The sequence below is a fragment of the Thermococcus kodakarensis KOD1 genome (genome assembly GCF_000009965.1).
GTDB lineage: Archaea > Methanobacteriota_B > Thermococci > Thermococcales > Thermococcaceae > Thermococcus > Thermococcus kodakarensis.
Genome location: NC_006624.1, coordinates 1,909,406 through 1,932,639, shown reverse-complemented (window position 1 = coordinate 1,932,639; position 23,234 = coordinate 1,909,406). Strand labels below are relative to the sequence as shown.

At 51.8% G+C, this 23,234-nt stretch carries 25 protein-coding genes and 3 tRNA genes; 14 read left to right on the top strand and 14 right to left on the bottom strand.

Annotation, left to right across the window (positions count from 1 at the left end; genetic code table 11):
• The first annotated feature begins 51 nt into the window (after positions 1-51).
• Positions 52-348: a DUF2103 domain-containing protein gene (locus tag TK_RS10820; RefSeq protein ID WP_011251103.1), complete on the top strand. Its 297-nt coding sequence runs from the start codon at positions 52-54 to the stop codon at positions 346-348.
• Here TK_RS10820 and TK_RS10815 read toward each other — a convergent pair whose 3' ends face one another.
• Positions 349-984: a hypothetical protein gene (locus TK_RS10815; RefSeq protein WP_011251102.1), complete on the bottom strand. Its 636-nt coding sequence runs from the start codon at positions 982-984 to the stop codon at positions 349-351.
• A gap of 170 nt (positions 985-1,154) precedes the next feature.
• Here TK_RS10815 and TK_RS10810 point away from each other — a divergent pair.
• Positions 1,155-1,232: transfer RNA gene (locus tag TK_RS10810), tRNA-Gly, on the top strand.
• A 53-nt stretch (positions 1,233-1,285) separates the two neighbouring features.
• Positions 1,286-1,741, top strand: coding sequence for a Tfx family DNA-binding protein (locus TK_RS10805; protein WP_011251101.1), 456 nt, complete (start codon positions 1,286-1,288; stop codon positions 1,739-1,741).
• Here TK_RS10805 and TK_RS10800 read toward each other — a convergent pair.
• Together TK_RS10800 and TK_RS10795 are read right to left on the bottom strand one after the other, a co-directional pair.
• Positions 1,688-2,359, bottom strand: coding sequence for a CidB/LrgB family autolysis modulator (locus TK_RS10800; protein WP_011251100.1), 672 nt, complete (start codon positions 2,357-2,359; stop codon positions 1,688-1,690). The genes TK_RS10805 and TK_RS10800 overlap by 54 nt on opposite strands.
• Positions 2,356-2,703 (bottom strand): CidA/LrgA family protein, encoded by a 348-nt coding sequence (locus tag TK_RS10795; RefSeq protein ID WP_011251099.1) that lies wholly within the window; start codon positions 2,701-2,703, stop codon positions 2,356-2,358. The genes TK_RS10800 and TK_RS10795 overlap by 4 nt, the downstream gene beginning before the upstream one ends.
• Before the next feature lie 81 nt (positions 2,704-2,784).
• Between TK_RS10795 and TK_RS10790 the strand changes: the two genes are divergently transcribed.
• Complete coding sequence (locus tag TK_RS10790) at positions 2,785-4,239, top strand: DUF2139 domain-containing protein (protein ID WP_011251098.1); 1,455 nt, start codon at positions 2,785-2,787, stop codon at positions 4,237-4,239.
• An 11-nt stretch (positions 4,240-4,250) separates the two neighbouring features.
• Here TK_RS10790 and TK_RS10785 read toward each other — a convergent pair whose 3' ends face one another.
• From TK_RS10785 to tes, 3 genes are all read right to left on the bottom strand, one after another.
• A complete protein-coding gene (locus tag TK_RS10785; protein WP_011251097.1) occupies positions 4,251-6,560 on the bottom strand; it encodes a methyl-accepting chemotaxis protein in 2,310 nt (769 codons plus the stop codon).
• Between the two features lie 149 nt (positions 6,561-6,709).
• On the bottom strand, positions 6,710-7,015 hold the full coding sequence (locus TK_RS10780) for a DUF3213 domain-containing protein (RefSeq protein ID WP_011251096.1): 306 nt from the start codon (positions 7,013-7,015) through the stop codon (positions 6,710-6,712).
• 10 nt (positions 7,016-7,025) lie between these two features.
• On the bottom strand, positions 7,026-8,798 hold the full coding sequence (tes, locus tag TK_RS10775; protein WP_011251095.1) for a tetraether lipid synthase Tes: 1,773 nt from the start codon (positions 8,796-8,798) through the stop codon (positions 7,026-7,028).
• Positions 8,799-8,958: 160 nt separating this feature from the next.
• Between tes and TK_RS10770 the strand changes: the two genes are divergently transcribed.
• The 5 genes from TK_RS10770 (at position 8,959) to TK_RS10745 (ending at position 14,583) form a co-directional block, all read left to right on the top strand.
• Positions 8,959-9,309: a hypothetical protein gene (locus tag TK_RS10770; RefSeq protein ID WP_011251094.1), complete on the top strand. Its 351-nt coding sequence runs from the start codon at positions 8,959-8,961 to the stop codon at positions 9,307-9,309.
• Positions 9,310-9,314: 5 nt separating this feature from the next.
• Complete coding sequence (gene udg / locus TK_RS10765) at positions 9,315-9,899, top strand: type-4 uracil-DNA glycosylase (RefSeq protein ID WP_048053779.1); 585 nt, start codon at positions 9,315-9,317, stop codon at positions 9,897-9,899.
• Positions 9,900-10,210: 311 nt separating this feature from the next.
• Positions 10,211-11,869, top strand: a complete 1,659-nt coding sequence (locus TK_RS10755) for a Na+/H+ antiporter NhaC family protein (RefSeq protein WP_011251092.1) — start codon at positions 10,211-10,213, stop codon at positions 11,867-11,869.
• A gap of 75 nt (positions 11,870-11,944) precedes the next feature.
• Positions 11,945-12,847, top strand: coding sequence for a pantoate kinase (locus tag TK_RS10750; protein WP_011251091.1), 903 nt, complete (start codon positions 11,945-11,947; stop codon positions 12,845-12,847).
• 56 nt (positions 12,848-12,903) lie between these two features.
• Positions 12,904-14,583: an ATP-dependent DNA ligase gene (locus tag TK_RS10745; RefSeq protein ID WP_048053886.1), complete on the top strand. Its 1,680-nt coding sequence runs from the start codon at positions 12,904-12,906 to the stop codon at positions 14,581-14,583.
• On the opposite strand, the gene TK_RS10740 is transcribed toward TK_RS10745, so the two are convergent.
• Complete coding sequence (locus TK_RS10740; RefSeq protein ID WP_011251089.1) at positions 14,567-15,340, bottom strand: protease PrsW; 774 nt, start codon at positions 15,338-15,340, stop codon at positions 14,567-14,569. The genes TK_RS10745 and TK_RS10740 overlap by 17 nt on opposite strands.
• A 68-nt stretch (positions 15,341-15,408) precedes the next feature.
• Between TK_RS10740 and pyrE the strand changes: the two genes are divergently transcribed.
• Positions 15,409-15,966 carry an orotate phosphoribosyltransferase gene (gene pyrE, locus TK_RS10735; RefSeq protein ID WP_011251088.1) on the top strand — a complete coding sequence of 186 codons (558 nt, stop codon included), beginning with the start codon at positions 15,409-15,411 and terminating at the stop codon, positions 15,964-15,966.
• On the opposite strand, the gene TK_RS10730 is transcribed toward pyrE, so the two are convergent.
• Positions 15,925-16,755, bottom strand: coding sequence for a MinD/ParA family ATP-binding protein (locus TK_RS10730; RefSeq protein WP_011251087.1), 831 nt, complete (start codon positions 16,753-16,755; stop codon positions 15,925-15,927). The genes pyrE and TK_RS10730 overlap by 42 nt on opposite strands.
• A 41-nt stretch (positions 16,756-16,796) precedes the next feature.
• Positions 16,797-17,024: a hypothetical protein gene (locus tag TK_RS10725; protein ID WP_011251086.1), complete on the bottom strand. Its 228-nt coding sequence runs from the start codon at positions 17,022-17,024 to the stop codon at positions 16,797-16,799.
• Positions 17,025-17,143: 119 nt separating this feature from the next.
• Between TK_RS10725 and rlmD the strand changes: the two genes are divergently transcribed.
• Complete coding sequence (gene rlmD / locus TK_RS10720; RefSeq protein WP_048053885.1) at positions 17,144-18,394, top strand: 23S rRNA (uracil(1939)-C(5))-methyltransferase RlmD; 1,251 nt, start codon at positions 17,144-17,146, stop codon at positions 18,392-18,394.
• A gap of 69 nt (positions 18,395-18,463) precedes the next feature.
• Complete coding sequence (gene lrpA / locus TK_RS10715) at positions 18,464-18,889, top strand: HTH-type transcriptional regulator LrpA (protein WP_011251084.1); 426 nt, start codon at positions 18,464-18,466, stop codon at positions 18,887-18,889.
• 181 nt (positions 18,890-19,070) lie between these two features.
• Here lrpA and TK_RS10710 read toward each other — a convergent pair.
• A tRNA-Tyr gene (locus TK_RS10710) sits at positions 19,071-19,148 on the bottom strand.
• Between the two features lie 77 nt (positions 19,149-19,225).
• On the opposite strand from TK_RS10710, the gene TK_RS10705 reads away from it, so the two are divergent.
• Positions 19,226-19,804, top strand: a complete 579-nt coding sequence (locus TK_RS10705; protein WP_011251083.1) for a membrane protein — start codon at positions 19,226-19,228, stop codon at positions 19,802-19,804.
• Entirely contained in the window at positions 19,801-20,355 is a 555-nt protein-coding gene (locus TK_RS10700; protein WP_011251082.1) for an aldolase, read from the top strand. The genes TK_RS10705 and TK_RS10700 overlap by 4 nt, the downstream gene beginning before the upstream one ends.
• Before the next feature lie 18 nt (positions 20,356-20,373).
• Here the strand turns inward: TK_RS10700 and TK_RS10695 are convergent, their stop codons facing one another.
• From TK_RS10695 to tpiA, 4 genes are all read right to left on the bottom strand, one after another.
• Positions 20,374-20,625, bottom strand: coding sequence for a UPF0147 family protein (locus TK_RS10695; RefSeq protein ID WP_011251081.1), 252 nt, complete (start codon positions 20,623-20,625; stop codon positions 20,374-20,376).
• Between the two features lie 104 nt (positions 20,626-20,729).
• A complete protein-coding gene (cobO, locus tag TK_RS10690; protein ID WP_011251080.1) occupies positions 20,730-21,257 on the bottom strand; it encodes a cob(I)yrinic acid a,c-diamide adenosyltransferase in 528 nt (175 codons plus the stop codon).
• A gap of 1,138 nt (positions 21,258-22,395) precedes the next feature.
• Positions 22,396-22,471 (bottom strand) — tRNA-Gln (locus tag TK_RS10680).
• A gap of 77 nt (positions 22,472-22,548) precedes the next feature.
• On the bottom strand, positions 22,549-23,229 hold the full coding sequence (gene tpiA / locus TK_RS10675) for a triose-phosphate isomerase (RefSeq protein WP_011251079.1): 681 nt from the start codon (positions 23,227-23,229) through the stop codon (positions 22,549-22,551).
• Positions 23,230-23,234 lie beyond the last annotated feature (5 nt).

Sequence of the window (23,234 nt, the reverse complement as noted above, 5' to 3'; positions counted from 1 at the left end):
TGACTTAAGCGTTGCGCAATATCTAAAAATCCCACTTGCGTGTTTTCCAACATGCCCAAGCACTTCAAGCGCGGAGTGAAGAGGGAGCACCACTTTCTCAAGGGCCTAGAGAAGCCGCTGGAAGAGATAGCCAGAATCCCTGGAGTGAAAAAGGTAATCCCGGGTAGGATATACGCGAGCGACTCCAGAGGTTTCGAGATAAAGGTCACTAGGGAGACTCAGACGGGTTTAAAGCTCGTCGCCAAGAGCGATGGAAGCGTTCAGGAGGTCTTTTTGGTCGTTGATAAAGCCGATAGGAAGGGGGTGTGGAGAGAGATAGAATCGCTGGCCGAGGAGTGGGGAAAGTAATCAAAGCTCCCTCTTTCCCTCAAAGAACTCGATCAGCTCCTCGTCGCTTATCTCATCGTCGGCTTCAGTGTATCCAAGCTCCCTCTTCTGGAGGTCTATGAGGCCCGGCGTCAGGAGGAGCTTTCCGTCCAGCTTCGGCACCGCGTAGTGGAGCGTTATTTCACTGAACTCGTCGAGCTTTATCGTGGGGTGCTCCTCGTACTCGATTTCCTCCAGCCGTTTTCCGTCCGCTATGAGCTTAGCAACTATCGAGGCGCCGTCTATTGAATACTGAGGTTTTCCGATGTGCCTGACTTTAACGCCTTCCATCTTTGAGGTTATGAACTCCCTCGTCCTTCCGCGTGGAACTGCATCTCCGAGGATTCCGCCGACCACTATCATGGTGTCCTCCTCTATGTCTTCGGGCTTCAGCTCCTCCTCAGCCTGGAGGTCAAGAACGATGAGTTTTGAACGGTCGAAGGGGAACTTCGTGACGCTCTCTGTGATGACGCTCCCAAGCTTCGCCAGCCTCTCCCTCTCATCCTCGCGGACGTTGGTAAAGATGAGCTTATCCCCCCACCACTGGGCGACGTGAGAGTACTCGAGCCACAGCCAATCACTAATATCCTCAAGGTGCTCGATTATCAGGTAAGGCATTGACACCACCGATGGGCTTTCAGCGGGGCTCTTAAAAACTCTACCGTTCGGGCGATTTGAAAACTTTGTTGATGGAAACGAGACAAAATCCTGCCTCACGGACGGGTAGGGACTTAAACGTGGAGTAAAGCTTTTAAAGTCACGATCCCTCTATACTACGGGCTTGGACTGCGGTGGTAGTCTAGCCTGGTCTAGGACACCGGCCTCCCAAGCCGGTAACCCGGGTTCAAATCCCGGCCACCGCACCATCTTCTCAAAAACCTTTTAACTTCCAGCGTTCTGTTAACTAATGGTGCTTACCATGAAGAGCTTCTTAACCGAGCAGCAGATTAGGGTTCTCCAGCTTAGGGCCAAAGGGCTGAAACAGAGCGAGATAGCCGAAATTCTCGGGACGAGCAGGGCCAATGTGAGCATTCTAGAAAGAAGGGCCCTTGAAAAGATTGAAAAAGCCAGGAACACTCTTCTCCTGTGGGAGCAGATAAACTCGAAGATAAGCGTTGAGGTCAAAAAGGGTGAGGACATCTTCCAGGTTCCCGAGAAGCTCTTTAAGAAGGCCGACGAGCTTGGAGTGAAGGTCCCCTACAGCACGGCAGAGATAATAGCGTTTCTGGTGGAACATGCGCCAATAGATGACAGGCTGGCCAAGAGGGACTTCACGCTCTTCCTGGACAGGGAGGATAGGCTTCGCGTTAGCGAGTGCATCTTAGAGGATTTTGATGAGATAGGGAAGCACGAGGGCGGTAAAGACACCATTTAATGCCATCGCAAGCCCGCTAACTCCCCCAGCAATCTCATCCTCCAGCAGAATCCTAGCCGTTCCCAGGCCGTGAGATGTGACCCCCATTGCCAGCCCCCTTGCCACTCTGTCCCTGACTCGAAATACGTTCAGGAGTTCCGGTCCAACCGCATTCCCGAGTATTCCAGTCAGAATAACGAGGACTGCCGTAAGGGAGGGAATTCCACCAATTTTTTCGCTGATTCCTATGGCTATTGCAGTTGTGACACTCTTGGGGGCTATGCTTAGGAGCACATTACTGCTCCCACCGAGAACCTCTGCCGTGTAGAAGGCACTTAGTATGGCAACGGTTCCACCGACCGTTATTCCCGCTGCTATCTCCTTCCAGTACGCTTTGATTGTATCAAGCCCCCTGTAAACGGGGACGGCAAGGCTTACCACAGCCGGCCCGAGGAGGAACTTAAGTATCCCGGCGCTCTCCATGTAGGAATCGTAGGAAAAGCCGCCGAACCAGAGAAATGCCGCTATCGTGGCTATTGAGAGGAGAACAGGATTTGTGTAAAAGGCCTTCCTTCTCGCGTGGAGCTCCGAAAAAACGTAGAAGACTACGAGGGTTATGGCCATGCCGTAAGGGTTCACCTTCCTTCCCTCCTCAAAAGCTCAACGACCTTTGCCGTCGTGATCAATGTGACCAGAAAGCTGACCACGATGGCACCCACGACCGGGATAAGCTGGCTCTTAAGGAGGCTGATGTAGAGTATTATCCCGACCCCCGGAGGAATGAACATAACGCTCATGTTCTTTACGAAGAGTTCGGCCTCGTTCTCGACCCATTCCAGCCGGACAATACCGGCAGTTAAAGCCGCAAGTAGAAACAGCATGCCGAGGACGCTCCCCGGGATAGGTAGGTTAAAGGCAGAGCTAGTGAACTCTCCAAGAGCATAGAAGCCGAAGATTATGGCCAATCCCCTGTAAGCGTTCATGGTTCTTCTTAAGCGGCGGAATATAAAAGCCCTCCGGCGAAAAGGCAATAAGCTAAGGGACCTACTACCACGGGTGATACCATGCTCTTCAAGAACTATCGCTTTCCGGGTAGGTACGGCCCCGAGTGGGGGAGCGGCGGGATCTTCGGATTGAGGTACCACAATGGCGTCCTTTATTTCACCGTGGCCTTCGAGGCAGAGGCACACTTCATAGACGTGAAGAGCGGTGAAGAAAAGACCTACGATTTCACCTTGGTCGGAGACGCCCCCACGAGCGGCGGGGACACTTACAACGCCGTTGAGACCGTTGACGAGTTCATCTACTTCGGCGGCTGGGTACATGCTCCAGCGGTTTACCGCGAGGACAGAAGGATACTCTTCAACAACAAGTACTCCCACGTGCACGTCTATGACACCGCGGAAGGCTCGGTCAAGCTCCTTTGGAAGGAGTCCATACACCATGAGACCGACTGGGCCGGCGAGATAAGCGACATCATCTACGATCCCTATGGCGACAGGCTTCTCCTAGCGAGGGAGGATGGTCACGCCAACCTCGGCGTCTACTCCCTCGACAGGAAGAGGGGAAAGGCCGAGCCCCTCATAACCGAGCCGTCTCCGAAGGGAACGCGCGTCCACGACGTTGCCTTCTTCGGGGTGGGCAACAACTTCACAGGCGGAGTCAGGGAGTTCAGAGCCCTCGACCTCATAAGCGGGAAGTGGGAGGCCTTTAAGCCAGGGGGTAGCGTGGACGGAAAGCCCTACGAGAGGCCCGAACTCGGGGCAATGGCTTCGGCCTACAACAGGGCCTTCGCCTTCGTCCGCGGTGGAATCTTCGCTGGCAACCCCTACATGGGCGAGGTATTCACCTTCTACCGCCTCCTCGACTTCCCGACGTTCTACGCTCCCTTCCGTGTGAACGCAATAAACGTCGGTGGAGGAATCCTCACGGCATTCAACTCCCATCACGATGCATCGTACAGGAAGGATTCAAGCGATGCTGGAATCGGATGGGACTTCACGAACACCCTCGTGGGGCCAAGCGTCCTCGTTTACATCGCTCCACCGATGGTGAAGATAGTTGGAGCCTTTGGAGCGAGGGTAACGAGCATCGAGAAAATGGACGGGAAGCTCCTTGTGGCAACTAACACAACACCAAACACCGGCGCTACCGAGGCGACGCCCTTCGACACCGGAAACAGGGATATAGTCGTTCTGGACGAGAAGATACTCCAGGAGAGGCCGCCGGCGGTGAGCTTTTCAGTCCCGCTCGACCTCCTAAGAAAAGCAGGTAAAAGAACCTTCGGGGGCATTCCTCTCGATGGTTACAAGAGTGCTAGGGCTATATTCTACGTGAAGAACGACATAAAGCTGAAGGTCTACGAGTACGACCTCTCACTTCCAGCTGGTACTGCGGAAGAAGAGATCGTTGACCTAAAGGCAGGGAGAAACGTGATCGACCTGAGGACATTCTCCGGAATCGTGGGCTTCGAGCTGGAAAAAGAGGTGAAGGGAAAAGTAAGGATAGAGCTCCTCTGAGCTCTCCCTTTTTACAGTTTGAACTTGCCGATGATGTCGCGCAGCTTCTCCACGATGGCCTTTAGATCTGTGGCGGCTCTCTGGAGTTCTTCTATTGCGGCTGTTTGTTCTTCGACGGCGGAGCTGACTTCCTCAGCAGAGGCAGTTGTCTCCTCAGCAGAGGCAGCGAGATTCTCCAAGGCTTTCAGAGCCTTGTCAACCTCCTCCTGCGTCCTGAGAATCTGCTCCTTCACGTGACCCAACCTAGCACCAGTATCACTAATCAATTCAGCAATGTTCGTCAAGTACTCCGTGGTTTCTCTAAGAGTCTCCGACGACTCACTAACAACACTCACACCCCTCTGCGTGGCATTGACGGCATCCCTAATCTCCTCCGTCATCCTGTTGATAATCTCCTTAATGTTGTCAGCCGCCTTCTTGCTCTCCTCGGCCAGATTCCTGATCTCCTGTGCAACCACAGCAAAACCCCTACCAGCCTCTCCAGCCCTCGCCGCTTCAATGGCAGCATTCAAGGCTAAGAGGTTAGTCTGCTCTGCAATCCCAGTAATAACGTTCGTAATCTCCTCAATACTCCTGCTCATCTCATTAACCCTGTTGACTGCGGCCTCTATGTTACCCATCATCTCCTGAATGCTCTGAATCTGCTGTGCCGAAACCTCACCCTTCTGCCTGCCCTCCTCAGCAATGTGAACAACCTCGTTGACAGCACCCTCAAACTCCTCCATGGCCCTAACGCTCTCCTCACTCATATCAGCAACCAACCGCATGCCCTCAGTAATCTCATTAATGTTCTCCTGCTGCCTCTGCGCCTCAATACTAACCTGCTGAACAGCCTCATTCACCTGGTTGATAGCCTCAGTAACGTCGTTCGCAACCTGAGCGAGGACGTTTGCTCTCTTGTCCAGCTCGTTCGTGACGTTCACGATTTCGCCGATTAGACCTTTGAGCCTGTGGGTTGTGTCCCTCAGATCTTCTAGGACCTCCCTGAGTTCACCCTTTGCCTCGACGCTGAGGCCGTTGCTTAGATCACCCTCTGCAAGGCGCTCAAGTTTGCTCGCTATGGTGTCCAGGGCCCCCACGAGGTCCTTTCCAACCGATTCAAAGGCCTTTATAAGCGCTCCAATCTCGTCGTCTTCGAGGTACTGTATCCCTCTGAGCTTCTCCCGAACCTCGCTCAGCCTTCCGTCCGCCAGGGCCTGGGCCACGTCACGGAGCTGTTCGAGGGGCTTTAGCGTGGTGTTCAAAGTCCTGTATGCGATTCCCAGGACTATCAGGCCGAAGACCGCCGCGAAAACAGATCCCAGTAAGGAGGTTTTTATGCCAGAGTTAACTTCCGAGTTTATCTCGCTGGCGACCTTTTCAGTATTCGCTTTTAGAGAGGAATCAATGGCGTTCATCATCGGGTCGGTTAGCTCGTTTATGGGAACCGTTGCCAGGACTATCCAGCCGGTCGTTTTCATCCTCTTGTAGCCGCCTATCTTGTCCACTCCTTTGAATGTGTACCTAATCCATCCGGTCTCCTTGTTCTTGTCCAGCTCACCGGCGAGGCTTGCCAGGTTCGGATCGTCGTGGATGTTGAGCTTCTGAACGAGGCTCTCATCGGGGTGAACAATGATGGTGCCGTCTTTGTTCAAAATCGCTATGTAACCTGTCTGGCCTATCTTTATCTGCTTGGCCTGATCTATCAGAGTCGAGACGAAGACATCAACACCAATAACGCCAACGAACTCCCCGTTGATGTAAACAGGCTCAGAGAAAGTAACTATCCATTTGCCCGTTGATGCGTCTTTATAAGGCTCAGTCCATACTGGGCCGTTCTTGTCGACTGCTTCCTTATACCATGGCCTCACGCGGGGATCGTAGCCTTCTGGGAGAGGCTCGTCGGGCCACATGTACATCCCGCCGGTGGTGCTTCCGAAGTAAACGTAGGCCACGTTGGGATCGAGGTTTTTGACCATCTCAAAGCGCTTGAGAAGAAAAGCCTTGAACTGGGGATCGCTTTCGTCGTACTTCGAATACGCCTCCAGGACATCCTGAACGGCCACATCCCCCATCATGCGCATCTTGTCGAAGTAGTCGTCGAAGAGCCTCGCCCCCAGCTCGGCGGCACTTACAGTTATCGTGCCCGCCTCCTCTGTTATTGGCTCCTGGACGCTCTTCTCCATTTCCTTGGGCAGAACTTCGTTGAGCTGAACGTCGAGCGTTTTTTGGATGTTGTCCCTCATCTTGAGGGTCGCATAACCGACCGTAGCAGAACCAATGAGGAGTGTCACGAGAACAGCGGCTATCACGATGACGGCTATCTTCTTCCGGAATTGCAACGGAATCACCCCCCAATCTTGGAAGCTCTAGAAGTAGTCTATGACTTCATTTGTTAAATCCCTTTTGTGTAGGGGCTTATGTAGGTAATTACGATGGCAAAAAGGGAGAATCCACGAAACAAAAGAAAAACATAACTGATTCAAAAAGATCAAGAATGGGAGAAAACGTTGTTCCAGCTCATGCTCTCCTCGATGAGCTCCTGAACCGTCAGAGTTTTCTCCCCGACGACTTCTGGCTTGAGCTCTTCAAGCGCCTTGAGGAGTTCCTCTCTCGGAAAGAGCTCCTCGTCAAAGATTACAAAGCCGTTCCTGGCGTAGCCGTTGAGGAATATTCTCCACACTCTCTCGTCCTTCTCAAGCTCGTACTGCTTTATCGTTGCCTTCTCCCAGTTGATGTCGCCGAACTTCAGATCAAGTCTGGTAAGCTTCTTGTTGAAGACCCTCTCGGTTGTCATCTCCACCACCTCACTCCTTGTTCAGCCCGAAGTAGTCCTCGATGTCAATGTAGGTCTTCCTGTAGAGCTCGCTGTTCCTCATCTTCTCAACGAACTCCTTGGAGCGGAAGTACTTGTCCTTCTTGTAGTCCCAGTCCGGATGGAGGGCCTTCCACTCCTCCCAGGTGTAGCTGAACTGGGCCTGCACCTTGTCACGGTAAAGCTCTGGAATGACGTTGAAGGTACAGAAGGGAACAATCCTTCCGTCGGGCATCGCGTAGTGGATGACGCAGCGCTCTACGCGCTCAACGTCGTAGTTGTACTCGTCCATGAAGTGCATCATGCCGACGAAGAGAGCGTTCTCGTGGAACTTTCCGAGGGCATCGTAGTTGCCGTGCATGAAGGCGTTCTTGATGAGGTCGAGGACTTTGACTCCCTTCGGGGCGTACTTGTCGTCGTAGAAGCTCCTGAACTTCATGAATATCTCCGCACCGAGCTTGAGCTTCTGGAGCTTTCCAAGCTTCTTCCACTGCTCGATTTCCTCGGCCTTGCTCTCAAGGAACTCAACGAATCCCTCAACGTCGAGGAACCTCGGGATTGGGACGACGCGCTTGTTCTCGCGGTCAAGGAAGACATAGGTAGCGGCACCGCATGCGAAGTGGCTGGTCATGTAGTAGCGTGAGCCCGTGAAAGCCTCGAAGAACCTCGCTATGTGGCCTGCTATCGGAATTGGATACCAGTCTTCTTTGGCTATAGCTCCGTTAGTCTGCTCCTCGATTCTCTTGATGGCACCGGGTATCGTTATCCTGAACCTCTGGCGCTCCTTCTTCGGAACCCTTCCAACCTGGGAGATCGGCTGGAAGTTGACTCCCCTGACGATATCGAGGTGGTTGAGGCCGAAGTTGATTATCGCACCGAGCTCGTGGTCGTTAACGTTTCTGATCGTGGTGGGCACGAGGACTATACCTGGACCACCCGCCTTCCTCACGTTCTCGAAGATGAGCGGGATCTCCCAGTGGTTCTTCCAGTTGGTCTGAGGGGTCATTCCGTCGTAGCTGAGGTAGAGGGTGTTGGTTCCGGCTTCCCTTATCTTCTTAACCAGCTCTGGGTCAAAGGCAAGCTTTATTCCGTCGGTGTTGAGCTGGACGTGATCGTAGCCCTCTTCCTTGGCTATCCTGATTATCTCAATGAGGTCATCCCTCAAAGTCGGCTCTCCTCCAGTGAACTGGACGGCGTTGGCGCCTATAGGATGCTCCTTCTTTGCATTGCGAAGCATCATTCTAATCTGCTCAAGGGTCGGCTCATAGATTGGCTGTCCCTCGCGGGCGTAGAAGAAGCAGTACCAGCAGCTCAGGTTGCAGCGGTTGGTGAGAACGATGTTGAGAAGGTTCGTATGGGAGCGATGCCTCGGGCAGAGGCCGCAATCAAGGGGACAGTTGACACCGGTGTTCTGAACGTTGGCGCTGAAGAGCTCTTTCTCGTCCCACTTCCACCGTTTAAACCTGTAATACATCTCAACGTCCTCGTAATAGAGGTCGGTTATCATTCCCTCGGGGCACTTCTTGGTTATCCAGACCTTACCATCCTTCTCCCAGACGACTGCAGGAACAACCCTCCTCGTCTCGGGACAGAGAGAGTACGTCCTGTGCGGGAGTTCAGCGCCATAGGCTCTGCTGGCATTCTTGAGAAGCTCGTAAAACTCCTCCTCGCTTATTTCAGGGAACTCAACAATATCCCTGATCCGCTTGGTAGATTCAGCAAACTCTTTTTCACCGCTGGGAACTTCGCCAATGCTTTCAGCCATAAGGCTTCACCCCTAATTCTGCCTCTGGCTTGAGGTTCAATTCACAGGTATAAAAACTTTTGCGTAAATATGAAGATTTTCCTTCATAGGTATGGGACAAAATTGAGAAGTCCCCAGGTTAACGTTAAAAGGGAAGCCGGGAAGTAGGGGCGGTGGTAGAATGCCGGCGCGTGACATGAGGATGGAGATGTTCGTTAGGGCAATAATGAGGAGGGACTTAACCAAGGCGAAGGGCCACATGGAGAAGCTCATAAAGATAGCCGGAAGCGATGAGTGGGGCAGGGGATACGCAAGAGCAGTCGAGGGCATAATGAACGCTGTAAAGGACAACGATACTGATTCTCTTATCGTTCAGCTGTTAACGACCAACGACAGGGAACGGGCAACTGAGCTTTTGAGCGTGTACTCCGAGATGGCAGCGCAGGAGTTCAGGGACGAGTACGAGAAGGGCTACTACACCGCTTGGGCCGAGTTTCTGAAGGCTTATCTGAACCAGAAAACGCTCGCGTGATGAAGATGGGAAAGGAAGAGCTCATGAAAAAGCTTGAGGAGAAGATCAGGAACTGCCAGAAGTGCCCACTTGGAACGCTCAGGACGAACGCAGTTCCAGGAGCTGGGAGCTACGATGCAAAAGTTATGTTCGTCGGTGAGGCACCAGGCTACTGGGAAGACCAGAAGGGTCTGCCCTTCGTCGGTCGAGCGGGAAAGCTCCTCGACGAGCTTCTTGCTGAGATTGGCCTGAGCAGGGACGAGGTGTACATCACCAACATCGTCAAGTGCCGCCCACCAGAAAACCGCGATCCTACCGAGGAGGAAATAAAGGCCTGTTCTCCCTACCTCGACAGACAGATAGACATAATCAGGCCGAAGGTCATAATCCCCCTAGGAAGGTACTCAATGAACTACCTCCTCAGGAAGTTCGGCTTTGAGCCGGAACCGATAAGCAGAATCCACGGAAAGACCTTCGAGGCGCATACCCTCTTCGGGAAGATCATAATAATGCCGATGTACCATCCAGCGGCGGCCCTCTACAAGCCGCCGCTAAGGGAGGAGCTGAGGAAGGACTTTCAGAAGCTGAAATCACTCCTGGAAAACATCTGAATTTTTTCACAGATTTAAAAGTTCCAGCAAAACAAAGATCAATATTATCTTTTTCTTATACCTAAACCTTTTGAGCTCGTATTGAAAGTCAAGAGATGTTTTATGTAAAACTCCAAAAGATACTTGGGAAGACTTTTTATAGCTTTGATGACCTAATAAGTACTTGAATATATCGCCGAGTACCATAACGACAAAGAATCGCCAAGTATATGGCAGAGAACTTCGAAATATCCAACCAATAAGGCAAAAAATATCGAAAGACTTATAAAAGTCCGAATTTCCTTTGGTTGAAAATATTTGGGGGTGAAAATGTGTCGGACTTTGGTGTGCTGTCTCTGCTACCACCCCTCGTTGCGATAGGTCTTGCTATATGGACAAAAAGAGTTGTCTTGGCGCTGTTTGCCGGTGCCTGGATTGGAGGCCTTATGGTTTCTGGCTGGAATCCCCTAACGGGGACAACTCAGACCCTCGAGTGGGTTGTCGGCAGTGTTACAGACGACTGGAACGCAAGGATACTGGTGTTTGACTTCCTCATCGGTGCGGGTGTCGGTTTGATATACAAATCTGGCGGAGTGCACGCACTCGCAAAAGTTCTCGGGAGCAGGATCAAAACAAGCAGGGGCGCCTCAGTCCTCGGGTGGCTCATGGGCGTTCTGGTGTTCTTCGATGACTACACAAACACCATAATCGTCGGCAACACCATGAGGCCGATAACCGACAGAACGAGGGTTTCTAGGGAGATGCTGGCATACATAGATGATTCAACCGCGGCACCGGTTGCGGGCCTTGCGCTGATATCAACGTGGATTGGATACGAGCTGGCCATGATAGGCAAGGGATTTGACGGTGTCGGAATTACTTACAACTCCTACGATGCATGGCTCTCAAGCCTTCCGTTCAGGTTCTACTCAATTCTAGCTATAATTCTGGTCTTCATCGTTGCCTACACCCACAGGCACTACGGTCCGATGCTCCATGCCGAGTACCGCGCAAGGACTACGGGAAAGGTTCTCCGCGACGGAGCTAAGCCGCTTATGACCACTGAAACCGACCTTGGCGCTCCACAGCCAAACGGAAGTCCCTGGGACTTCGTGATACCCATCCTGACCCTAGTGATAGTCTCACTCCTCGGCCTGTGGTATACTGGAGCGGCCAACCTCTACGCATACGATCAGGGACTCGACTGGTGGACTGAGCTCGACAATCCCTTTGGGGTCCACTTCACAGATTATGGGTTCGTTGACGCATTCAGGGAAGCAGACGCCGCAACAGCCTTGCTATGGGGATCCTTCACCATGGTTCTCGTTGCGAGCATAATGCTCGTCGGCCGGAAGAAGATGACCGTAGAGCAGTGGGAAGACACCGTCATCCGCGGTATGAAGCAGATGCTCTTCGCAAACACTATACTCGTGCTTGCGTGGACTCTCGGAACTGCGGCTGACTCCGTCGGAACCGGAAGCTATGTGATAAACCTCGCCACCAGCTCTGGCCAGGACCTCGGCCCGTGGATGCCGCTGATAATGTTCCTGGCGGCAATGTTTGTGGCGTTCACAACGGGAACGAGCTGGGGAACATTCTCAGTAATGGTTCCGCTGGGAGTTCAGCTGGCTCTCGCCTTTACTGGCGGCCACGTGAACGAAATAGTCTTTGCCACGATCGGGGCGACCTTTACCGGGGCAATCTTTGGAGACCACTGCTCACCGATAAGCGACACAACGATTATGAGCTCGATGTTCTCCGGCTCGGACCACATCGACCACGTTACAACCCAGATACCCTACGCTGTTACTGTGGCGAGCATAGGTGCAGTGCTCTACCTGCTCTTCGGCCTTGGAGTCAGGAGCTGGATAATACTTCTACCGCTTGGAATAGTGCTCCTCGTGGCTGCTTGGTACGTCCTCAGCGAGTGGTACGGCAAGAAGTACGGCATCCCGCACGGAAAGGTGCCCATCTACGTCGTTGAGGAGTGAACTTCAACCTCTTCTTTCCTTTTATATCCTGAAAGGCTTTTAAGAGCCTCTTCTGAACAATTCTGGGGTGAAAGCATGCTCATCAGGGCGTTTATTCCAGCCCACATAACGGCGTTCTTCGTGCCGGTGTTCCACGAAGAGCCGCTGAAGGCAGGTTCGCTCGGCGCTGGTGTGAACCTCTCGAAGGGCACCAACGTCTTCGCCAGCATCGAGACTGGGACGCTGGAGAGGCACATCCACGTCGCCTTCAACGGGGAACCCGTGAAAAGGGAAGAAGCGGAGATCACATACTACGTTGCGGAAAAGCTCGTACCCAAGGACTTCCTTGGAGAGGTTGAGGTATGGCAGTACTTCGACTTCCCCAACGGCTACGGCTTCGGAAACAGCGCCGGTGGTGCCCTTGGAACGGCTCTAGCTTTAAGCTACGCCTTCGGCGGGACGTGGCTTAGAGCGGCTCAGCTTGCCCATGAGGCAGAGGTAAAGCATAAGGGTGGCCTTGGAGATGTGATCGGACAGCTCGCTGGTGGAATTGAGGTGAGAATTAAACCAGGAGGTCCTGGAATCGGGGTTACTGACAACCTGTTCTTCGAGGACTACAAAGTTCTCGTTGTGCCCCTAGGCAGGCTGTCCACAAGGGAAGTGCTCGACGGGGACGTTGTAAAGGCCATCGAAGTCGAGGGCAGAAAGGCGCTTGAAGAACTCCTAAAGGAGCCGAAGCCAGAGAGAATGATGGTTCTGGCCAGAAACTTTGCAGAAAAGACAGGTCTTCTCCCGGGAGAACTCTCCGAGATAGCGAGAGAGCTTGATAAAGTCCTGAAGAACCCGAGCTCAATGATAATGCTCGGAAAGGGGCTTTTTGCACTCGTAAGAGACGAAGAAGCTGAAAAGGCAAAGCAGTTGCTGAGTGATATGAACCTTCCCTACGACATAGCCGAGATATACACCGAGAGGCCGAAGGTCGGGCGCTGGGTCGGGTAGCCCGCTACCCTTTTATTCTCCTTGCCGTATTTTATCCGGTGGTGAGAATGAGCGATATGCGCTACTCTGAACTGGCCGATCTCTATAGACGGCTCGAAAAGACCACGCTCAAGACCCTGAAGACAAAGTTCGTTGCCGATTTTTTAAAAAAGACTCCAGACGAGCTCCTTGAGATAGTTCCATACCTAATCCTCGGAAAGGTCTTTCCCGATTGGGACGAGAGGGAGCTAGGCGTGGGAGAGAAGCTCCTAATAAAAGCTGTCTCTATGGCAACGGGAGTCCCCGAAAAGGAGATAGAAGACTCCGTTAGGGACACTGGCGACCTGGGAGAGAGCGTTGCTTTGGCCATAAAGAAAAAGAAGCAGAAGAGCTTCTTCTCACAGCCGCTCACGATAAAGCGTGTTTACGACACCTTTGTCAAGATAGCGGAGGCCCAAGGCGAAGGAAGCCAGGACAGGAAGATGAAGTACCTCGCCAACCTCTTCATGGACGCTGAACCGGAGGAAGGCAAGTACCTGGCGAGGACGGTTTTGGGGACGATGCGCACTGGAGTCGCTGAGGGAATTCTTAGGGATGCAATAGCTGAAGCCTTCAGGGTGAAGCCAGAGCTCGTTGAGAGGGCTTACATGCTGACGAGCGACTTCGGATACGTTGCCAAGATAGCCAAGCTCGAGGGCAACGAGGGGCTCTCAAAGGTCAGGATACAGATAGGCAAGCCGATCAGGCCGATGCTTGCCCAGAACGCGGCCAGTGTTAAAGATGCCCTCATCGAGATGGGTGGGGAAGCGGCCTTCGAGATAAAGTACGATGGCGCGAGAGTACAGGTGCACAAGGACGGGGACAAAGTCATCGTGTATTCCAGAAGGCTTGAGAACGTCACGAGATCAATCCCAGAAGTCATTGAGGCCATAAAAGCGGCCCTGAAGCCAGAGAAAGCCATAGTCGAGGGAGAACTTGTCGCAGTTGGAGAAAATGGACGGCCAAGGCCCTTCCAATACGTGCTTAGGCGCTTCAGGAGGAAGTACAACATCGACGAGATGATAGAGAAGATACCGCTCGAACTGAATCTCTTCGACGTCATGTTCGTTGACGGCGAGAGCCTGATAGAGACTAAGTTCATCGACAGGAGGAATAAGCTTGAAGAAATAGTGAAGGAGAGCGAGAAGATAAAGCTCGCCGAACAGCTTATAACAAAGAAAGTTGAGGAAGCGGAGGCCTTCTACAGGAGAGCACTTGAGCTCGGCCATGAGGGGCTTATGGCAAAGAGGCTTGATTCCATCTACGAACCGGGGAACAGAGGCAAGAAGTGGCTCAAGATTAAGCCCACGATGGAGAACCTCGATCTCGTCATCATCGGTGCAGAGTGGGGAGAGGGAAGGAGGGCCCATCTGCTTGGTTCGTTCCTCGTTGCTGCCTACGACCCGCACAGCGGCGAGTTCCTGCCTGTGGGTAAAGTCGGGAGCGGCTTCACAGACGAGGACTTGGTCGAGTTCACGAAGATGCTCAAGCCATACATAGTACGCCAGGAAGGCAAGTTCGTCGAGATAGAGCCGAAGTTCGTCATTGAGGTCACCTACCAGGAGATACAGAAGAGCCCGAAGTACAAGAGCGGCTTCGCCCTGAGATTCCCGCGCTACGTCGCCCTTAGGGAAGACAAAAGCCCAGAAGAGGCCGACACAATTGAAAGGGTGGCGGAGCTCTACGAGCTCCAGGAGAGGTTCAAGGCGAAGAAGTGAACTCCCCTCCCTCATCCTCGGCGAGTGAGATTCCTTTTCCCTCCCAGAACTCCCGAGCTTTCCTTTTTCTTTCCTCCAGAGCTTCCCTAGCTTTTCTGTGAGCCAATTCAAAGGCTTCGTCCACACGATAGTAGGTGTACACGATCGCGACGATTCCCAGAATGGAAGCCAGCAGAGAAAGGTCCGAAGCTGCCAATGTTACAAAAACAGGAGCGTCGTAGAGGGTGTGAAGCAACGCCGCCTTCAGGTAGCCCGAAAGGAGAGAGCCCCTTAGAGCCATTTCGAGGGCGATCGCCGTGAAGGAGACGTGATACATGACCACGACAACTCTGAGGAGAGCACCCAGGATGTTGCCGGAGAAGAAAAGAGTCACTCCATAAAGAACGGCCTCTATAACCGCGAATATCAAAGCAACTTTGACTGTCAGCCTCCAGCGGTAGAGCTCATCTCCACCACGGAGATATGGAAAGAGCTTCACTCCTTCCTCTACAAAACCGGCTACGAGCGGCAGGAACAGAAGGCCCGCATCAGAAAAAATGAAATACAACGCAAGGAGTTCAAGAACGACAGCCAACATAAAAGCCAGAAATCCATACTTCAGGGCTTTCCCTGTTTCCACTATAGGAGTTATCCTGTCCAGGGTAGAGAGCCAGTTATCAACCTTTCCGTACAGCTTTACCCCCACCAACAGGGCGGATATCAAGTAAAGTATCAGCATGATTACACTGACCATAATATCACCGTTAACACTTTCCATGATTACATTAAAAGCTTTTCCCGGCAGTTTTTTATACTTAAACCCAAAGGTGAATCATGGGGATTACCATGAGTGACTCAAAAGATGAACTCATCAGGATGTTTTTTGACGAGGAAGCGATACTATTTGGCCGCTTCATACTGACGTCGGGGAAGGAGAGCAACTACTACATAAACGTCAAGAAGCTCAGCACCAAGCCTCGCGCACTCAAGCTCATAGCAAAGCTCATGGCAGGGGAAGCACAGAAAAGAGGGATAACCTTTGACAGGGTTGCCGGGCCGGAACTCGGAGCCGTCCCGATAGCCACTGCCCTTGCTCTGGAGACTGAAAAACCGCTCGTCATCGTAAGAAAAAAGCCAAAGGGACACGGAACCGGAAGCCAGCTTGAGGGTGAGGTTAAAGCAGGTGATAAAGTTCTTCTTGTCGAGGACGTCACTACAACGGGTGGAAGCGTCTTGAGGGCAGCAGAAGTTCTCGAAAGGGAGGGGGCAGAAATAGCGGCCATAATGGTTGTCGTTGACAGAGAGGAAGGGGCCGAAGAGACCATAGGTGCAAAATACACTTTCCTCCCACTGGTCAGGGTCTCAGAGCTTTTTGCCAGAAGGAAAGAGCCTCAGAAAGAGTGAACGGAGTGTATCAAGAAAGCTATCGAGCAAACTTCTTTTCATTTCTACACCAAAGATCCACTCCCTAAGGACATCGCCGGCCATCCTGATGTCCCGGGCTGCATGGGAGTGCGGGACGTTCACAACAACAGGAATACCCCTGTTTTGACTCGCTGGAACGGCGGGGTCAAAGGAAACTATGCCCACAACGGGAACGCCAACGCTCTCCTCAAGGTACTCAACGATGTCATCAACTATTGGCTTTTCCTCGCGGACCTTGTTCAGTATGACTCCAACTTTGAGACCGTAGGCTTCTCCAAGGGCTTTAAGCTTGTCCACCTCGTTCTCCACCATCTTCCTGAAGGAGTGAACTGGACATCTGCCAAGCTCCACGATGATGAGCTGGTACTGGGCGAGCCTGAAGGTAGAGATGGTATCAAAGGGAATTCCAACGGGGGAGTCTATGAACGTCACATCGTAATTCTCCGCCGCGTCACGCACAATATCTCTGAGCCGCTTTTCATCCATGGTGAGGATATCAAACAGCTTTGAACTGCCAGGAAGAACATCAACCCCTGTCTTGACGTCGTGGTAGATAGCGTCCTTGAGTCTAGCATCAGGAGTAGATAGAAGAGTATGGAGGTTTGTGACGGGGTTGTAGATACCAAAATGAAAGGCCAGCTTTGGGAGGTATAGGTCGCCGTCAATGACGAGCGTTTTATAGCCGTTCAAAGAAAAATAAGTTGAGAGGTTCGCGCTCATCGTTGTTTTTCCTGCCCCACCCCTTCCAGTGACCACAACGGCAACCATGTTAATCAGCTCTCCTCTTCTCGTTTGCTTATTGTGACCAGTTACACTTCAGAGCCGAAGTAGTCCTCAAGTGTTTTGGCCCGAACCATAATGGAGGCTTTATCAACGCCGTAGAAGACCTCAACGAGGCCCTCAGACTCAAGCTCCTTGACGGTCTTAAGCAGCGCTGGGGCAGGGGTTTCAAGCTCTGCGCTCAGCTTTTGGAGGGCAACTGCCCTCTTCTTAGTGCTCAAAACCTTATAGACCATATCCTTGCGGCGGCCGAACATGAACCCGGCACCAATAATACTACGTTGGAGACCTAAATAAACCTTCTGTGAACACTTTTGTCGAATCGTCAGCTCGGCAGATTTATAAAACGGTGCTCAAAATTGTGGCCATGAGCGTGATAAGGGGAACAATAGAAAGGCTCAGCGACGAGGGGCTTGGGACAATCAGGGCTAGTAGAAGGGAGATCCTCGTCCCGTACACCGCTCCGGGCGATGTAGTGGAAGTTGCGCGCTGGAGGAGGAAAAAGAAAAAGCTGATAGCGACGGATTTTAAGGTTATAGAAGAGTCCCCGATCAGGACTGAACCAAAATGCCCGTACTTTGGCGTATGTGGCGGCTGTCTTCTTCAGCATCTCCCCTACGAGAAGCAAATAGAGTTCAAGAGTGAGAAGCTCTCCAGGTATATCGGGACGGACGTTGATGTAATCCCGTCCCCTGTAATCTATGGCCACAGAAACAGGATAGACGTCGTTATAAGCACAGGGGGAATAGGGTTCAGGAGATACGGAACATGGTGGGATGCCGTTGACATTGAGGAATGCCCCGTTTTTGGAAAGACAAGCCGAAAGGTTCTGAAGTCCCTGAGGGAATTCATAGAAGACGAAAAGCCGACTTTGTACGAGATAAGGAAGAACGCGGGCTTTCTGAGATACATCGTCATGAGAGAGGGCAAGTTCACGGGCGAACTCATGGTGAACCTCGTAACTTCGGAGGGCAAACTCCCAGAGAGCTTTCCAGAATACTTCCCGTACGCAACTTCCATCTACTGGAGCGTGAACAGGACCGAGAGCGACGTCTCTTACGGAGATGTAGAGAGGTACTGGGGTGAGCCCTTCATAAGGGAGAAGCTCGACGACGTCACTTATCTAATCCACCCAAACAGCTTCTTCCAGACGAACAGCTACCAGGCCGTTAACCTCGTCCGAAAAGTGGCCGAGCTGGTGGAAGGTGAGAAGGTTCTCGACCTCTACTCCGGCGTTGGGACGTTCGGAATCTATCTTGCGAAGAGGGGTTTCAAAGTTGAGGGCATCGAGATAAACCCGTTCGCGGTTGAGATGGCAAAGAAAAACGCCCAGATTAACGGAGTTGATGCAGAATTCCGCGTTGGTGAGGACAAAGACGTTAACAGCCTCTCCGAATATGACACAGTGGTAGTTGATCCTCCCAGGGCTGGCCTCCACCCCAAGCTCGTTAGGAAAATCTTAAAAGACAGGCCTGAGACCCTCGTTTACGTGTCCTGCAATCCAAAGACTCTCTCCCAAAACCTCAAAGAGCTCTCGGAAGGCTACAAGATTGAAGAGGCCGTTGGCCTCGACATGTTTCCGCACACGCCCCACGTTGAGGCAGTCCTCAAACTCAGAAAAGTTTGAATAATAAACCAAAAAATCCGATACCTTAATAAAGGATTAGTGCGTATTTGAAACTTAGGTGGTGAGATTATGTTAGACGAGAGGGACAAGATTATACTTGAGATGCTCACCAAGGATGCCCGAACACCATTCGCCGAGATAGCCAAGGTACTTGGGATAAGCGAAACGGCCGTGAGAAAGAGGGTCAAGGCCCTAGAAGAAGCCGGGGTAATAAAGCAGTACACGATCGTCGTTGACCCAGCGAAGCTTGGCTACAACCTGGTCAGCATTACTGGAGTAGACACGAAGCCGGAGAAGATATTCGAGGTGGCCAACAAGCTCAAGGAGTTCGACTTCGTCAAGCATGTCTACCTGACCAGCGGCGACCACATGATAATGGCCGAGGTATGGGCCAGGGACGGAGAGCACCTTTCTGAGATAATCTCAGAGAAGATAGGAAGAATTGACGGCGTTACGAAGGTCTGCCCGGCGATCATCCTCGAGAAGATGAAGTGAGAACCTTTCTTTTCTCTTTTCTCGTTCTACAGCATTAATTTCACCAATTCCGCTTATGATTAAGTGTTTTATACTCCGCAGTGCAGGTTAATCATCCTGCTAAAAGCACACAGAACCAAACAGCTTGGGAGACTTCTTAAAAACGGAATTGGCAACGTTGAGAACCATAGAAGAATTCTGGTGGTCCCGCGGCCCGGATTTGAACCGGGGACCTGCGGATCTACAGTCCGCCGCCACTCCCAGGCTAGGCTACCGCGGGACCCTACTGGGCAACCCGTTCCATAATCGCTGGAGTAGGTTTATAAATTTTTCTCTCATTTTCAGCTCGGTGAGAACATGAGGGCCTACGACCCAGTAACGGTTGCCATTCCTCTCGCTTACAGGCTTGAAAAGATAATGCTGGAGAAGAAGTCCCTCCCGAGCGGCGACGAAGTGAAGACAATCTTGAAAGAGCTTGGACTTGAGGAGCTCTACTCCGGGAAGGGACTCGCGCTCCTGAGAAACCAGGACGTTGTTGTTTTGGTATTCCCCCGTGAGAGCCTTGTGATTGATGTAATACCCGCGACCGGAGAGGTCAGCGACGCTCTTGAGGTCATTGCCTACCACGACAGAAAGCTCAACGCCCTCATTCTCGAAGTTCTCCCCGCGAACGACATAGAGTACGAGGGGAACATTGGAGTCGAGCCTGCAATAATCAGCCTCGAGAGTGGGGAGCTTGAGAGTGCCCCCGTCTTCGGGGACTTCAGAGAAGAGGAAGATGGGATTTACCTCGTAATCGACAAGGACACCCTCCAGAGGTGGAAAGAGAGTGGAAAGCTCGACGTTTGTCCGATCTGCGGTGGCGAACTATCATGGAGAGGGAAGAAGGCCATCTGCCTGGACTGCGGCTACGGAGTGAAGGTGGTGGAAGAATGAGAACTGCAAAAGCCCAGCTTGTGAAGTACTCCAGAAAAGCCCACGAGAGGGGCCTGACTGCGGCATTCGGTGGAAACTTGAGCATAAGAGTTGGGGATCTGGTCTTCATCAAGGCCACCGGCTCCGTGATGGACGAGATGACTCCGGAGCAGGTCGCTGTAGTTGCCCTCGACGGAAGACAGATAAGCGGCGTTAAACCCTCTTCAGAATACCGCCTGCACCTTGCAGTCTACCGGGAAAGACCCGACGTTAAGGCCATCGCCCACCTGCACCCGCCGTACTCGATAGTTGCTTCCGCACTGCTCACTGGAGAGCTCCCAATACTCACTCCAGAGGCCGAGATATACCTTGGTAAGATTCCGATAGCACCTTTCAGACCGGCCGGAACCGAAGAACTGGCAGAAGTTGTGGCTGAAAAAATCAGGGAAGCGGACGCGGTTCTTATGGAGAGGCACGGGATTGTGACCGTTGGAAGAAGCCTTAGAGAAGCGTTCTACAAGGCTGAACTCGTGGAAGAAAGCGCAAAGCTGTGGTATCTGAGCAGGAAATGAGCGGAAAAAATCAAAGGCTCACTTGACCTGCTCAAGGGCACCGAGAACTTCCCAGATTATGGTCCTCGTGTGCATCGGCATGTTCGGGTCTTCGCTGATTTCTTCAAGGATGGCTATAGCATCGGCGGCCCTAACGGCCGGGTCGCGGCTCTCATCGAGGAGAACCTCGATGGCCTGCTCGGCGGCCCTCCTAATGTTCCTCGGGACGACGGTGTCCTGAACGACCTGCTCCTTGAGAACCTGCACAATCTGCTGGATAAGCTCGCTCATCTCTCCTCACCCCCTTCGCTTCTTTAATAAAAAATTGTAACTAAAACTCCCTCGGCTTATCTTAAGCTTTACTAACTAAAAAGCTTTTCGGTCAATTGTCGAAATCAATATTCAACACCGCGCCTCGCCAGGATCCCTCTCTGGTACGGGTGCTTAACTTCCCTCATCTCGGTCACGTAGTCGGCCAGCTCAAAAAGCTCCTCCGGGCAGTATCTCCCAGTGAGAACGAGTTCGGTGTTTTCAGCTTTGTTCTTTATCACTTCCTTAACTTCCTCAACACCGAGCATTCCAAAGCCGAGGGCGACGCAAACCTCATCGAGAATAACGAGATCCCACTCGCCGCTTGACACCAGCTCCTTCGCTCTTTCAAGTGCCCGTTTTGCAGCTTTTATGTCATCCTCGCTGGGTTTTCCGTGAACAAAGCCGGGCAAACCAAAGGACTCAATGAGGGCTCCGCACTCCTCTATCTTCTTCTGCTCTCCATAGACCTTGGGAGCTTTCATGAATTGCACTATGGCAACCTTTCCACCTGAACCGAGCATCCTTACAGCGAGTCCAAACGCAGCCGTGGTCTTTCCCTTTCCGTTGCCAGTGTAGATGTGAATCAAACCAAGTCTGTCCTTCCAGCTCATTGTTTTCACCGTTGGACATAATCTCCAGCTCCTTTTATATGTTTGCCAAGAAACTTTGCAAGCAAAGTTTCATCAAAGTTTGTAGCTCTTCTTTGAGGTGGCTTTTTATTCAGGATTTTGGACTGCAAGTGCTCATTTTTGAGTGGAACCTTTATAGGAAACTTCTTGAAAAAAGGGTGTTTTCTTTTCTTTGACGCCCAAAGGGCGTCGATTTAGAGTTAAACACGAGTTGACAGGGTGTTAAGGGTTCTCACTTTCAAAAAGCCATTTGAATTGGAAAATCACGATGGATTAGGATTCTAAAAAAAGAGCTACGAACCTTGATCAAACTTCGCCAGCAAGCTTTTAGGAAAAGCTTGACCAAAAATGTTTCCTTCCCCCTTGAACTTGTTGTTGGGAAGTGCATGCTTCCACCAGGAAGCAAGTTCACGCGGGTTTAATTCCAAAATCTTCCCGCTAATTGTGATTTTTGACTTTCTTTTTAGTGCCCTTCGGGCACTATACGGTGATAAAATCCTTTTGAATCAGCCAATTGAAAGTAAACCCCCCATAAAACGAGCCTGTTTAAAAAAGCATACCAACTTTCCGCCATCCGTCAAGGACGCTTGAACGATAGTGAAAGCGGCGCTGAAGCTTTTAGAAAAAGCTTCACCAAAAGTTTGAATGTCTTCTTGATGTTGGCTTGATGCGATTAGATTCTCTTGATAGAGGGGCGGAGTAATGCGGGTTTTCTTTTTTAACGCCCTTCGGGGCGTTATATTGTGAGTAAACCCTTGAGGATTGCCCAATTTATGGTGAGAATCACTGAAACCCAGCAGTTTAAAAAGGACATTCGCTCTTTGATGAAACTTTGCCCTTCAAGCTTTTGGAAAAAGCTTGACCAAAAGTGTGCCCTTCTTCTCGAACTTTGCTTATTGAGGAGCGTATGCTCTTTCCAGAAAGCAACTTTGCATGGGTTTTACTCTCAAAACCTCTTATTAATTGTGATTTTGACTTTCTTTTTAGTGCCCTTCGGGCACTATGCGGTGATAAAATCCTTTTGAATCAGCAGATTGGTAAGTAAAACCCCCCATAAAACGAGCCTGTTTAAAAGAGCATACCAACTTTCCGCCAGCGCTTTCGCAAGAAAGGGCTGTACTGGTAGCCCCGCCGGGATTCGAACCCGGGTCGCGGGATCCAAAGTCCCGCATGCTTGGCCGCTACACCACGGGGCTGCCCGATAGAGAGACCCGAGTTTTGGCTTATAAACTTTAAGACTACAAAACAGTGCAAAAGTTTGGAAAAAGAGGCCTCAAATGATAAGTGACACGAGGTCCCTTATCGCATTCTCTGGGTCTTTGGCCTTCGTGACGCCGCTCGCGAGGAGAACCCCAACGCTTCCGAGTTCGAGTGCCTTCTTGACGTCTTCTCCCGTGGAGATGCCAGCTCCAGTTAGGACTCCAACGTCAGGGTTTACCTTTTTCACGAGCTCGACGGTGTTCGTGACTACCTCGGGCTTTGCCTTACTGACCGGGATTCCGGTCCCTATTAGCTCTGGCGGCTCAACGGCAACGTAGTCCGGGCCAAGGGCAGCGACCGCCGCTGAAACCGCCGGGTTGTTGGAGCAGACCATTGTCATCAGCCCGACTTCTTCAGCTCTTCTTATCGCCGCTTCAAGGTCGGCCAAAATCATCCTGTTCTCCGAGTGGTTGAGGAGCGTTCCGACAGCCCCGACTTCCTTAACGGCCTCTGGAAGAACGTGGCCGGTGTGGCTTCCAGGCTTTATCGGGTCAATGTGCTGTGCAAAGACTGGGATTTCAACACTCTCAGCTATCATCCTCAGGTCGGCCAGCTGGGGGGCGACGACGATCGTTATGCCCGTCTCCTTCCAGACTCTCTCAGCCGCCTTCGCTATCTCCAGAGCCCTCTTTCCTGTTGCCTCGATGTAGGTCTTGAAGTTTATCGCTATAATCGGCTCCTTTAGCTTCGCCATGGGTA